Source organism: Salmonella enterica subsp. enterica serovar Typhimurium str. LT2 (assembly GCF_000006945.2).
Taxonomy (GTDB): domain Bacteria; phylum Pseudomonadota; class Gammaproteobacteria; order Enterobacterales; family Enterobacteriaceae; genus Salmonella; species Salmonella enterica.
This window is the reverse complement of sequence record NC_003197.2, coordinates 188,515-200,708: the sequence shown is the minus strand read 5'-3', so window position 1 is coordinate 200,708 and position 12,194 is coordinate 188,515. Positions and strand designations below refer to the sequence as shown.

General features: G+C 52.8%; 11 protein-coding genes and 11 other annotated features. Of the genes, 5 read left to right on the top strand and 6 right to left on the bottom strand.

Annotation, left to right across the window (positions count from 1 at the left end; all coding sequences use genetic code 11):
- Nucleotides 1–85 precede the first annotated feature (85 nt).
- Nucleotides 86–91 (top strand) — a ribosome-binding site (putative RBS for gcd; RegulonDB:STMS1H000548).
- The gene (gene gcd, locus STM0169) for a glucose dehydrogenase (protein NP_459174.1) occupies nt 86–2,489 on the top strand. Within the gene, nt 99–2,489 belong to an annotated coding region; the region does not span the whole gene. (Overlaps the previous feature by 6 nt.)
- A 77-nt stretch (nt 2,490–2,566) precedes the next feature.
- On the opposite strand, the gene cueO is transcribed toward gcd, so the two are convergent.
- Nucleotides 2,567–4,189, bottom strand: a protein-coding gene (gene cueO / locus STM0168; protein ID NP_459173.1) for a putative multicopper oxidase. Within the gene, nt 2,567–4,177 belong to an annotated coding region; the region does not span the whole gene.
- Nucleotides 4,184–4,189, bottom strand: a ribosome-binding site (putative RBS for cueO; RegulonDB:STMS1H000547). (Overlaps the previous gene by 6 nt.)
- 177 nt (nt 4,190–4,366) lie before the next feature.
- Nucleotides 4,367–4,372, top strand: a ribosome-binding site (putative RBS for yacC; RegulonDB:STMS1H000546).
- Here cueO and yacC point away from each other — a divergent pair.
- From yacC to speD, 3 genes are all read left to right on the top strand, one after another.
- Nucleotides 4,367–4,726 (top strand): putative periplasmic protein gene (yacC, locus tag STM0167; RefSeq protein NP_459172.1). Within the gene, nt 4,379–4,726 belong to an annotated coding region; the region does not span the whole gene. It overlaps the preceding feature by 6 nt.
- A gap of 93 nt (nt 4,727–4,819) precedes the next feature.
- Nucleotides 4,820–4,825, top strand: a ribosome-binding site (putative RBS for speE; RegulonDB:STMS1H000545).
- Nucleotides 4,820–5,693, top strand: a protein-coding gene (speE, locus tag STM0166; protein ID NP_459171.1) for a putrescine aminopropyltransferase. Within the gene, nt 4,833–5,693 belong to an annotated coding region; the region does not span the whole gene. Its footprint overlaps the feature before it by 6 nt.
- A gap of 4 nt (nt 5,694–5,697) precedes the next feature.
- Nucleotides 5,698–5,703 (top strand) — a ribosome-binding site (putative RBS for speD; RegulonDB:STMS1H000544).
- Nucleotides 5,698–6,508 (top strand): S-adenosylmethionine decarboxylase, proenzyme gene (gene speD / locus STM0165; protein NP_459170.1). Within the gene, nt 5,714–6,508 belong to an annotated coding region; the region does not span the whole gene. It overlaps the preceding feature by 6 nt.
- Nucleotides 6,509–6,537: 29 nt before the next feature.
- Here speD and STM0164 read toward each other — a convergent pair.
- The 5 genes from STM0164 to yacL form a co-directional block, all read right to left on the bottom strand.
- Nucleotides 6,538–7,310 (bottom strand): putative LysR family transcriptional regulator gene (locus STM0164; RefSeq protein NP_459169.1). Within the gene, nt 6,538–7,305 belong to an annotated coding region; the region does not span the whole gene.
- Nucleotides 7,305–7,310, bottom strand: a ribosome-binding site (putative RBS for STM0164; RegulonDB:STMS1H000543). It overlaps the preceding gene by 6 nt.
- Before the next feature lie 4 nt (nt 7,311–7,314).
- The gene (locus STM0163) for a pyridoxine phosphate biosynthetic protein (protein NP_459168.1) occupies nt 7,315–8,306 on the bottom strand. Within the gene, nt 7,315–8,298 belong to an annotated coding region; the region does not span the whole gene.
- Nucleotides 8,288–9,564, bottom strand: a protein-coding gene (locus STM0162; protein ID NP_459167.1) for a putative inner membrane protein. Within the gene, nt 8,288–9,559 belong to an annotated coding region; the region does not span the whole gene. Before STM0162 ends, STM0163 begins: the two co-directional genes overlap by 19 nt.
- Nucleotides 8,301–8,306, bottom strand: a ribosome-binding site (putative RBS for STM0163; RegulonDB:STMS1H000542). (Overlaps the previous gene by 6 nt.)
- Nucleotides 9,556–10,523, bottom strand: a protein-coding gene (kdgT, locus tag STM0161) for a 2-keto-3-deoxygluconate permease (RefSeq protein ID NP_459166.1). Within the gene, nt 9,556–10,509 belong to an annotated coding region; the region does not span the whole gene. The genes STM0162 and kdgT overlap by 9 nt, the downstream gene beginning before the upstream one ends.
- Nucleotides 9,559–9,564, bottom strand: a ribosome-binding site (putative RBS for STM0162; RegulonDB:STMS1H000541). Its footprint overlaps the gene before it by 6 nt.
- Nucleotides 10,518–10,523: a ribosome-binding site (putative RBS for kdgT; RegulonDB:STMS1H000540), on the bottom strand. Its footprint lies within the gene kdgT.
- A gap of 220 nt (nt 10,524–10,743) precedes the next feature.
- Nucleotides 10,744–11,118 (bottom strand): putative cytoplasmic protein gene (gene yacL / locus STM0160; RefSeq protein NP_459165.1). Within the gene, nt 10,744–11,106 belong to an annotated coding region; the region does not span the whole gene.
- Nucleotides 11,113–11,118, bottom strand: a ribosome-binding site (putative RBS for yacL; RegulonDB:STMS1H000539). (Overlaps the previous gene by 6 nt.)
- A 227-nt stretch (nt 11,119–11,345) precedes the next feature.
- Nucleotides 11,346–11,351 (top strand) — a ribosome-binding site (putative RBS for STM0159; RegulonDB:STMS1H000538).
- Here yacL and STM0159 point away from each other — a divergent pair.
- Nucleotides 11,346–12,194, top strand: a protein-coding gene (locus tag STM0159) for a putative restriction endonuclease (RefSeq protein NP_459164.1). Within the gene, nt 11,352–12,194 belong to an annotated coding region; the region does not span the whole gene. (Overlaps the previous feature by 6 nt.)

Sequence of the window (12,194 nt, the reverse complement as noted above, 5' to 3'; positions counted from 1 at the left end):
ATTTGATAAGAAAGCTCATTTTGTGATGACGATCACACATGTTAATTCCTATACTTAATTGCTACTAAAAAATTAACAATTTGGGATGGTGTCTTTTTATGGCAGAAAATAACGCACGATCGCCACGATTACTCGTGACGCTGACGGCCCTCTTTGCAGCACTTTGTGGGCTGTATCTTCTTATCGGAGGTGTCTGGCTGGTTGCTATTGGCGGTTCCTGGTACTACCCCATCGCGGGCCTCGTGATGCTGGTTGTGGCCGGATTGCTATGGCGCAGTAAACGTGCCGCACTGTGGCTGTATGCCGCCCTGCTGCTGGCGACAATGATTTGGGGCGTGTGGGAAGTCGGGTTCGACTTCTGGGCGCTCACGCCGCGTAGCGATATCCTGGTGTTTTTCGGCATCTGGCTAATATTACCGTTTGTCTGGCATCGGCTGGTGGTTCCTTCCAGTGGCGCAGTGGCGGCGCTGGTCGTGGCGTTGCTGATTAGCGGCGGCATTCTGACCTGGGCCGGCTTCAACGACCCGCAGGAGATCAACGGTACGCTTCGCGCCGACGCCACGCCCGCCGCAACAAGTTCGTCGATCGCCGACGAAGACTGGCCGGCCTATGGGCGCAATCAGGAAGGCCAACGCTATTCGCCGCTGAAACAGATCACTGCGGATAACGTTCACCAACTGAAAGAAGCGTGGGTCTTCCGCACCGGCGATCTGAAACAGCCCAACGATCCGGGTGAAATCACCAACGAAGTGACCCCGATAAAAGTCGGCGATACGCTTTATCTGTGTACAGCTCACCAGCGTCTGTTCGCGCTGGACGCCGCCAGCGGTAAAGAGAAGTGGCATTTTGATCCTCAGTTGAAGACCGATTCGTCTTTCCAGCATGTGACCTGCCGCGGCGTCTCTTATCATGAGGCCAAAGCGGATACCGCCTCGCCGGAGGTCATCGCCGACTGTCCGCGCCGTATTATCCTCCCGGTCAACGACGGTCGCCTTTTCGCGGTGAATGCCGAAACCGGCAAGCTGTGTGAAACCTTCGCCAACAAAGGCGTCCTGAATCTGCAAACCAATATGCCGGATACCACACCGGGACTGTATGAACCGACGTCGCCGCCGATTATCACCGATAAAACAATTGTCATTGCCGGTTCGGTCACGGATAACTTCTCTACCCGCGAAACGTCCGGCGTTATCCGAGGTTTTGATGTTAATAGCGGTAAACTCATGTGGGCCTTCGATCCGGGGGCGAAAGATCCGAACGCGATTCCAGCCGATGAGCACGCTTTTACCTTTAACTCGCCGAACTCCTGGGCGCCTGCCGCCTATGATGCGAAACTGGATCTGGTCTATCTGCCGATGGGCGTGACCACGCCGGATATCTGGGGCGGTAACCGCACGCCGGAGCAGGAGCGTTATGCCAGCTCCATCCTGGCGCTGAATGCCACCACCGGGAAACTGGCCTGGAGTTATCAGACCGTCCATCACGATCTGTGGGATATGGACCTGCCGGCACAGCCGACGCTGGCGGATATTACCGTTGACGGTACTACCGTTCCGGTTATCTATGCGCCAGCGAAAACCGGTAATATCTTTGTGCTGGACAGACGTAATGGCGAGCTGGTCGTGCCCGCCCCGGAAAAACCGGTCCCGCAGGGCGCGGCAAAAGGCGATTACGTCGCCAAAACTCAGCCGTTCTCTGATTTAACCTTCCGCCCGAAAAAAGATCTCTCCGGCGCGGATATGTGGGGCGCGACCATGTTCGACCAACTGGTGTGCCGCGTCATGTTCCACCAGTTGCGCTATGAAGGTATCTTCACCCCGCCGTCCGAGCAGGGGACATTGGTATTCCCTGGCAACCTGGGGATGTTTGAATGGGGCGGTATTTCCGTCGATCCAGACCGTCAGGTCGCTATCGCTAACCCGATGGCGCTGCCGTTTGTCTCGAAGCTGATCCCACGCGGCCCGGGTAATCCAATGGAGCCGCCGAAAGACGCGAAAGGTACCGGTACAGAAGCGGGTATTCAGCCACAGTACGGCGTACCATTCGGCGTCACGCTGAATCCGTTCCTTTCGCCGTTTGGCCTGCCGTGTAAACAACCGGCCTGGGGCTATATTTCCGCGTTGGATCTGAAGACCAATGAAATCGTGTGGAAGAAACGTATAGGGACGCCGCGCGACAGTATGCCGTTCCCGATGCCGGTTCCGGTGCCGTTCAACATGGGGATGCCCATGCTGGGCGGGCCAATCTCAACCGCCGGTAATGTGCTGTTCATTGCCGCGACCGCCGACAACTACCTGCGCGCTTATAACATGAGCAACGGGGAAAAACTGTGGCAGGGACGTTTACCCGCCGGAGGCCAGGCAACGCCTATGACCTATGAGGTAAACGGTAAGCAGTACGTGGTCGTTTCTGCCGGAGGCCACGGTTCGTTTGGTACGAAGATGGGCGACTATATCGTGGCCTATGCTTTGCCTGACGACGCGAAATAACCATTAATGCCCGGCGTATGCCGGGCATTGTGCCGGGTGGCGGCTTCGCCTTACCCGGCCTGCGTCACAGACATCGGTCAGACCGTAAATCCTAACATCATTCCCGTATCTTCATGTTCTAACAGATGACAGTGCGCCATATAGGCATGTTCCTTCGGCGCGTCGTGATCGAACTTGACCAGCACTTCGCTGATACCGCCCTCAACGCGTACCGTATCCTTCCAGCCCGTTCTGTGCGCCGCTGGCGCTTTGCCGTTCTCTGACAAAATACGGAACTGGGTGCCATGAATATGGAAAGGATGCAGCATCATGTCACCCACGCCGGAAATCACCCAACGTTCATGTCGGCCTTTTTGCGCCGCGAACATCGGTTTGTTCATATCGAAGACCTGGCCGTTGATAAAGTTAGCGTTATGGAAGTCGAATTTTCCGCCGTGATTCATATTGCCCATCGCGCCATGATTCATCCCGCTGTGATCCATGTTGCCATGATCCATCTCGCCATGCCCCATATTGCCGCCCTGCATATGCGCGTTCATGCTGTCATGATCCATGCCGCTCATCGCCTGAGCGCCATATTTCTTCATCAGCATTTGCATCCCCATCATATCAAGGCGCGGGTCCATCGACAGTTTCAGGTTGCGCACCGTCAGCCCTTCCAGCGACGGCAGCGCCGGCATCGTCGTCAACGTATCCGGCAGCGTACCGGAGGCGGTAATCCGCAGCGGCTGGATACGCATCACCGGATGCGGTTTATCAAACGGAGCGATCGCCATTCCCATCTGGCTGACCGGCAGGGTCACCAGATCAAAGGCTTTCCCGTCGCTGATATCCACCAGCACTTCAAAACGCTCGCCCATTAATAACGGCAGTTCGGTGACTTTCACCGGCTCCGCCAGCAGGCCGCCGTCGCTGGCGATCACATAAAGCGGGCGATTATCGCTGGCGGCGATATTCAGCGAGCGCGCATTACAGCCATTTAGCAAGCGCAGACGTAGCCAGCCTTTCGGCGCGGAATGCTGCGGATAGATAGCGCCATTGGTCAGCAGCGTATCGCCAAACCAGCCGACGGCGGCGGTCATAATATCCAGTTGATAATCAATCTGGCCATCGGCGGAGAAGCGTTTGTCCTGAATGATCACCGGCACATCGTCGATGCCCCACTGTTTCGGCAGGCGCAATTTGCGAATCTCGTCATCTTCAATCAGCACCAGCCCGGCAAGGCCCATCGCCACCTGGCGCCCGGTTTTGCCGTGTTTGTGCGGATGAATCCAGCAGGTCGCGGCGCGTTGCTCCGGCGTAAACGTCACCGTGCGGGTTCCGCCTGCGGGAATAATCCCCTGCGGGCCGCCGTCGACGATGCCCGGAATCTCCAGACCATGCCAGTGAAGCGTCGTGTCTTCGGCCAGTTGGTTATGGATATCAACGGTCACGCTTTTTCCTTTGTGAAGCTGTACCGCTGGCCCCAGCAAATTACCGTTGTAGCCCCAGGTTGTCGCGTTCTTACCGGCGAATGTCGACTGTCCGGCTTTAACAATTAACTGCATACGGTTGCTCGCATCTGCCGTTAACAGGTCAGGAATAGGCAACGCGGGACGTTCGGCGGCAAAAGCGGCGCGGCTCCACAGCGGCAGCGCTGATGCAACCCCCAGCGCCACTGAATATTTTAAGAAATCACGGCGTAACATAATCATTTCCTTATAATGAACAGGCGGGTGTCTAAGCTTAGACCCTGCCCTAACGGGAAGGTCAAGCCAGCAACACGTCTTTACCATTCCTGACAGCAATACAATAAGAATGAAAACGCCGCGACCAATCCTGATAATAAAAGTCGTCGCTACGTTCTCAGTATGCTAACGTTGACTTTCCCTGATGCCGTGGTAGAAGCAATGAAGACGTTTTTCAGACCCGTGTTGTTTGGCAGCCTGATGGCCTTATGCGCAAATAGCTATGCGCTTACTGAATCCGAAGCTGAAGATATGGCCGATTTAACGGCAGTTTTCGTTTTTCTGAAAAATGACTGTGGTTACCAAAATTTACCCAACAGCCAGATTCGCCGTGCGCTGGTCTTTTTTGCCCAGCAAAATCAGTGGGACCTGAGTAACTACGACACCTTCGATATGAAATCGTTGGGCGAAGACAGCTACCGCGATCTTAGCGGCATCGGTATTCCGGTCGCTAAAAAATGCAAAGCTCTGGCCCGCGATTCTCTGAGCCTGTTAGCCTACGTTAAATAATCCTCCGTGATCCTATTGCTGAAATAATGACCGTGCATCCACGGTCATTGTTAGCTATGATGTTGCGCCCTTTTTTTACGGGTGTTAACAATGGAGGTATCAGCCAATGGCCGAAAATACGATGTGGCATGAAACGCTACACGACCAGTTTGGTCAGTACTTTGCCGTAGACAACGTTCTGTATCATGAAAAAACCGATCACCAGGATTTAATCATCTTTGAAAACGCCGCTTTTGGCCGCGTGATGGCGCTGGACGGCGTGGTACAGACCACCGAACGCGACGAGTTTATTTATCATGAAATGATGACCCATGTCCCGCTGCTGGCGCACGGTCATGCGAAACACGTTCTGATTATCGGCGGCGGCGACGGCGCAATGCTACGTGAAGTTACCCGGCATAAAAACGTCGAAACCATCACCATGGTAGAGATAGACGCTGGCGTAGTCTCGTTTTGCCGCCAGTATTTACCCAACCACAATGCCGGCAGCTACGACGATCCGCGCTTTACGCTGGTAATCGACGACGGCGTGAATTTCGTCAATCAAACCCATCAGACCTTTGATGTGATCATTTCCGACTGTACCGATCCGATAGGCCCCGGCGAAAGCCTGTTTACCTCCGCCTTTTATGAAGGCTGTAAGCGTTGCCTGAATCCGGGCGGCATTTTTGTCGCCCAGAACGGCGTGTGCTTCCTGCAGCAGGATGAAGCGCTCGACAGCCACCGCAAGCTGAGTCATTACTTCAGCGATGTCGGCTTCTACCAGGCGGCGATTCCGACCTATTACGGCGGCATTATGACCTTCGCCTGGGCGACGGACAACGACGCTCTTCGCCACCTGTCGAGCGAAATTATTCAGGCACGTTTTCATGCCGCCGGCCTCAAATGTCGCTATTACAACCCGGCTATTCATGCCGCTGCATTTGCGCTACCGCAATATCTACATGACGCACTGTCCGCACAGTGACGTTAAGGAGGTGATAAAAATTGAAAAAGCTGAAACTGCATGGCTTTAACAATCTGACGAAAAGCCTGAGTTTTTGTATTTACGATATCTGCTACGCCAAAACCGCAGAAGAGCGCGATGGCTATATCGCCTATATCGATGAACTCTATAACGCCAACCGACTGACCGAGATCCTGTCGGAGACCTGCTCCATTATCGGCGCAAACATCCTGAACATCGCCCGTCAGGATTATGAACCCCAGGGTGCCAGCGTCACGATTCTGGTGAGCGAAGAGCCGATCGACCCGAAACTTATCGATCAAACCGAACATCCCGGCCCGCTGCCGGAAACCGTGGTGGCGCACCTCGATAAGAGCCATATCTGCGTGCATACCTATCCGGAAAGCCATCCGGAAGGCGGGCTATGCACCTTTCGCGCCGACATCGAAGTGTCAACCTGCGGGGTGATTTCACCGCTAAAAGCGCTCAATTACCTGATCCACCAGCTAGAGTCCGATATCGTCACCATCGATTACCGCGTGCGCGGCTTTACACGCGACGTCAACGGTATGAAGCACTTTATCGATCATGAGATTAATTCTATTCAGAATTTTATGTCGGAAGATATGAAGTCGCTGTATGACATGGTGGATGTAAACGTGTATCAGGAAAATATTTTCCATACCAAGATGCTGCTTAAAGAGTTCGATCTTAAGCACTACATGTTTCACACCAAACCGGAAGATCTCACTGAAACCGAACGCCAGGAGATCACCGCCGCGCTGTGGAAAGAGATGCGCGAGATTTACTACGGCCGCAATATTTCTGCGGTCTGATTCACCACTGGCAGCGCCTGACGGCGCTGTCACTCCGGCTGCACCAGCGTTAGCGCAAAAGCGCGCCCTTTCAGTTCAACCTGCGCTGACGGCGGCAGATTGACGTCGGTAATCACGTCATTAAAGCGCTCAAGCGGCACCACATTAAAGAGCGAATGCGCGCCATACTTACTGCTGTCCGCCAGCAACACTTTGCGCTGCGCATTAGCAATAATCTCCTGTTTAAGCCCGGCCTTATCTTCCGTTGGGGTCGTCACGCCCGTTTTTACCCCCCATGAATTACAGCTCATAAACGCGATGTTCGGGTAAACGCTGCGCAACAGCTTGCGCCCATGCTCACCGATACAGGACTGACTGCTGTCATCGATACGACCGCCGACAATCGTCACTTCAATTTGCCGGAACTCAGCTAAAAACAGCGCAATATGCAGATCGACGGTGATGACCCGCAGCGGAAGATGGGTTAAGCATTTCGCCAGTTCCATCATTGTCGTACCGGCATCCAGCACGACGGCATCGCCAGCATTGACCAGCGATGCGGCAACGCGTGCGATCGCCCGTTTTTCAGCGGGCGATCGCAGTTGTTTTTCATTGGTGGTGGGCTGGGCGGGTTCAAAACGTCGCAGCGCCACACCGCCATGACTACGGCTGATCACGCCCTGCTCATCCAGCTTGATCAAATCGCGACGGATAGTGGCTGGCGATGCGTCAACCGCCTCAACCAGCTGTTCTACCGTAACCAGCGTATGGTTTTTCAGATACGCCACAATGAGATCCAGACGGTGTTGTCCTTTCATAACAGGGAATTATGCCAGTTGCATTGCCAGTTTGATCGATACGGCCATGCTCTCAGATTTTGCTTTTCCCGTCCAGGCGATATCAAATGCGGTGCCATGATCAGCAGAGGTCCGAATAAACGGCAGCCCCGCGGTGATATTCACGCCATCATAAAAGCCAAGCAATTTCAACGGGATATGCCCCTGGTCATGATACATCGCCACCACCATATCATACTGCCCCTCATAAGCCTGGAGAAATACAGTATCCGGCGGGCACGGCCCATAAACGTCCATACCTTTTGCGCGGGCATCGGTAATGGCTGGCGTCAGGATACGCGTCTCTTCATCGCCAAACAGGCCATTCTCGCCCGCATGAGGATTCACGCCTGCCACGGCGATACGCGGTTTAACGTAACCCACACGCTTGAGGAAAGTATCAGCAATGCCAATCACCGTTTCGACACGCGCGGTACTTAACGTATCAAGGAATTTACGCAGCGCGATATGCGTTGAAACGTGAATCACTTTTAGTTTATCGGTGTAAAGTACCATCGCGTAATCGCGGCTATGGGTCAGGGTCGCGAGCAGCTCGGTATGGCCCGGATAGTTGTGCCCCGCCAGGTGCAGCGCCTCTTTATTCAGCGGCGCGGTAGCGATAGCCTGTACGTCGCCCCGTAACGCTAACTCGGTGGCGCGCTTCACGCAGCGATACGCTAAATCCCCCGCCTGCGCCTGAACTTTCCCGGCCTCCAGCGCCTCCGGCTGCGCCAGCGGCTCATCAATCACATGAATGATGCCGGGCGCAAAACGCGCTTCGGCGACCCGTTCAATGGCCCGTAACTCGACGTTCGGCGTGATGCCCTTCGCCTGTAAACGTTTCAACGTTGCGAGGCATCCAATAACCACCAGCGGCGCGCCGTTGAGACCGTCTTCGCTTAGCGCTTTAACAATAATTTCCGGCCCAATGCCCGCTGGATCGCCCATGGTAATGGCAACGGTTTTAGTCTCCACAATACATCTCCTCAATATAATAAAGCGCGTCACACAACGTACTGTCTGAACCGAATCCGCCCGCTTTGGTAATGACCGGCAGATCGTCAATTTCGCTGTTTACAAACGTTCCACAGGGAATACAGGGCGCCACCTCGCTCTGAATGCGATAACCTTCAGCGCCAAGCGCGCCGGCGACGGCGGTTGCGATATCGCCGCCGGTCAGAAACAGCCCGCCAATCCGCGCCTGCTCGATAATGTTTAACGTGACGACGCCAAGCCGCTGGCTCAGTCGCTCGCCCAATTGCTGACGGCTCATCGCGGATTTTTCGCACAACGCGTCGATTAACTGTCGATCTTCTGCGCGACGGCTGGTGCGTAAAATCGTATGTCGATGCTGACTTAACAGCGCGCAGGCCTGCTCTACGACAGACGCGATTTCCTGTTCCGCGCTATCCGACACCATGCGCGCGGCATCGATATCCACGACCTCCGCACGTCCCCGGCACAGCGCATTATCCACCTGACGTCGCGTGGCTTCGCTCATCGAACCGGCCACCACCAGCACCGGCAGCCGCTGCCGGTCTTGCATAAAAAGTTCAACCGGCAACGCATTCGCCAGACCCGCTGCGCCGACGAGCAGCGGCATCGACGGTTGTTCACACGCCGCTTGCGCAATCAACGTCAGGTCCCGCTCTTCCACCGCATCCACGACGATAATCCCTTCGCCCTCAGCCGCATAAGCCGTAAGTAAGGCGCTTAACCCGCCGCGTCGGACATCCTGCAAAAAGACTTCATACACAGGGATCTCACTTTGCAACGCCACTATCTCGGCAATACGGGAAGAGACAATGGGCGTTTTCGGATCGCTGGCAAATTCGGTTTCCAGTAGCGGGACGCCATTAACCAGACATTTTCCTTCAAGCGTCGTGCGTCCGGCCGCAGGGATCGCGGCGGCGATAACGGCCAGTTTTCGCTGACTGGCGCGCATGGCCGCCGTCACTTCGGCGCCGATATTGCCGCGAAATGTGGAGTCGATTTTTTTGTACACCAGCGGCGCTGGCGATGTCTCACACCACGGCGAAAGCGCGGCATAAACGGCAGATGCCGCCTGATCTGCGGGCATCGCCCGGCTTTCGGTGTTAATGACTAACACATCGGCGCGGCGGGACGGTTTTTGCGACGCGCTCAACATGACTTCCGTTCTCGCCCCCTTCTTCGCCAACTGGACGCCGGTATCATTCGATCCGGTAAAATCATCGGCGATAACTATCATTTTCATGCGTTTTTCTCCAAAGAAGCCTGACGCGCCTGTTTTTTCGCAACCCAGGAGGTCAACACTGGCGTCAGGATTGCCGTGGTGATCACCGAGGCGGCAATCAGCGGAGCGGCAGCAGCGGCCACCTCGGCGAGCGAAGGGTCGGCCTGCGCAATAGCCAGCGGCGTCGCAACGGCATTACCCGCGGTGCTGGAGGCCGCCGCCCCGGCAATGCCAGTTCCGCCAACCAGACGATCTGCGCGAATATTAAAGAAACCGCCAACGAACGTTGTCAGCACGCCGAGCAGAATTCCGGCAAGTCCGCCTTGCAGTAACATTTCCAGATTGATGCCCGCCCCCAGCGCAAAAGCAAAGAAAGGAATGAGCAGCGGGCCGCCTTTGGTCAAAAAATCGCGCATATGAGGATCAAGATTGCCGAGGATCATGCCGACAACCAGCGGAACCAGCACCGCCACCAGCGCCATAATGGGAATGTTCGCCATCCCTGCCGCGCCCAGCGCAATCATCGTAAAGAAAGGGCCATCATTAAGAGACAAAATAGAGATAGCGCCGACGTCGCGCTCATTGCCGAATTCGCCTACCAGCGCAGCATAAAGTCCGCCATTTGAATTGCTCATCGCCGCGATAATCGCCACGCCGCTCAGGCCAAAAATACCCTCCGCGCCGAAAAGATGCTCCACGCCCAGACCAATGCCGATGGCGACAAGCAACTTAGTGAGCGTAATCGTCCCGCCCTGCAATAACGCCTGGGGCGCGGCTTTCACACTGATACCGGCTCCCATACACAGCAGAAAAGCGCCAATCAGCGGTGCCGCGCCGTTTTTAAATAAGGCAGTGGTAAAACCGCCGATCTCAAGCGCCTGCGGGGCGAAGGTGTTAATGACTGCGCCAATAACGAGCGGTACGACCATCATGCCGCCGGGTACGCGCTCTATTGCTTTTTTGATGTTCATGGTCTTACCGCCTGTTGCTTGTTGTGATTGAATAAAATCATAACGATTATATTCAATCAAATTAAGATCACAAACGCGTCAGATCACAGTTTTAAAATGATTAATAAAAATCAAAAAATCATTCTGCTATAAAAAAGCCGGGATACTCCCGGCTGGAATGTTTGGCGACTTCGTTTCCACTACCGCCCCCAACTGTCCGTCGACTGGCGTTGTGGGACAATAACGAAGAGAGGGTCAGGCTTTACTGACGAATTCCCGATACGCGGCGACGACCCGCAGAAAATCCTCCATGCCGCACAGGGATAAACTCTCTTCATCGTAATAACTCATCCCCTCTTCCATCTCATCGCCGGAAAAATCCAGTTGATTGGCGCGAATCATCACTTCTTCGCCGTCCATCCAGATCGTGTATTCATGCCCTGCTCGTTGCCAGGAGCGTTCGCTGCCTTTGACCGTACGCGCGGCTTGTTCTACTTCATCCAGTAGCGAGAGGTTGTCTTTAACCTCTTCATTAAACCAGTGACCGACCACCTCGTGGCCCATCGACATTCGTACTTTTACCCCTCCGGTAACGTCGCGCAGAAATTCGTAATCCATGATCTGTTCCTCTACAAAGGCAATGCGTCACCGCTGCATTGTACCTATGGGTAATTATCGCAGCTATGTAGAGGAAAAAAAGTGGATACGTCTAATTGTCGTAAATTTATCAATAAGAAGATCGGGTTATCTGCATTCTGGTTCCACAAGTAGCATCGTCCCATGCTATCATTATGAATGTAGTAAATTTACACTGCTAGCATGTATAATGATAATTATTATACACTTTATAGTATAGGAATATAATGGGAACCTTAAAGCTTATTCAATATCCATCTCAACTTCTTTCATTAACTATCTCAGATATAATTAACAAACAAAATTTATCCCAGCTCATCCAAAAATCTAAAAAAGATGACAGTGAAAATTGGGAAGGCAAGGATTGGATAATTAAAAACACACCTCAACAAGGAATAAATTGGATAGGAGAACATCCCAATATCAAAGCAGTAATAATAAAAACAAAGGATGGTTCTTACGCTGATGATGGCTGGAAAAATAATGAAAAAACCATATACTCTTACTCATTTAAAGCAGCAAAAGGCATCATTAACTTTAATGATTCTGCGAACCGGGTTCTAATTAACCAACCGATAAGCAACTATCCAATTTTGTTATTTACTGATTCATCTAACAAATGGGAATTTCAGGGATGCTTTAAAATCATAGACATACTAGAAAAAGCAGTCATCTTAGAAAAAATGATAAGTTTCCCAAGTCTAAATGATAAGAATAGTGACAATGATGACGTCATTTTGTATAAAAACGAGCACACTGAAGGAAAAATTAAATACATAACTCATATGTTATCTGAGCGGAATAGAAAAATAATAGATGAAATAAAAGATAACTCGCAATGGGTTTGTGATATTTGTGAGATTAAATTCTTAGATAAATATGGTAAAAACTATATTGAGGCCCACCACAAAATACCAATACATACTTTTACCGGTGAGCACAGAATATTGAAAACTGACTTTGCATTACTTTGCCCAAATTGTCACAAAGCTGTTCATATATACTTAAGAGAGGAAAACCTACAATATGAAGAAGCTAAAATAAAAATACGCAACATCTTAAAAAGATAG

What these genes read in the sequence shown, in the direction of transcription:
- gcd (NP_459174.1), top strand. Translation starts at nt 99, where the DNA reads ATGGCAGAAAATAACGCACGATCGCCACGATTACTCGTGACGCTGACG.
- cueO (NP_459173.1), bottom strand. Translation starts at nt 4,177, where the DNA reads ATGTTACGCCGTGATTTCTTAAAATATTCAGTGGCGCTGGGGGTTGCA.
- yacC (NP_459172.1), top strand. Translation starts at nt 4,379, where the DNA reads ATGAAGACGTTTTTCAGACCCGTGTTGTTTGGCAGCCTGATGGCCTTA.
- speE (NP_459171.1), top strand. Translation starts at nt 4,833, where the DNA reads ATGGCCGAAAATACGATGTGGCATGAAACGCTACACGACCAGTTTGGT.
- STM0164 (NP_459169.1), bottom strand. Translation starts at nt 7,305, where the DNA reads ATGAAAGGACAACACCGTCTGGATCTCATTGTGGCGTATCTGAAAAAC.
- STM0162 (NP_459167.1), bottom strand. Translation starts at nt 9,559, where the DNA reads ATGAAAATGATAGTTATCGCCGATGATTTTACCGGATCGAATGATACC.
- kdgT (NP_459166.1), bottom strand. Translation starts at nt 10,509, where the DNA reads ATGAACATCAAAAAAGCAATAGAGCGCGTACCCGGCGGCATGATGGTC.
- yacL (NP_459165.1), bottom strand. Translation starts at nt 11,106, where the DNA reads ATGGATTACGAATTTCTGCGCGACGTTACCGGAGGGGTAAAAGTACGA.
- STM0159 (NP_459164.1), top strand. Translation starts at nt 11,352, where the DNA reads ATGGGAACCTTAAAGCTTATTCAATATCCATCTCAACTTCTTTCATTA.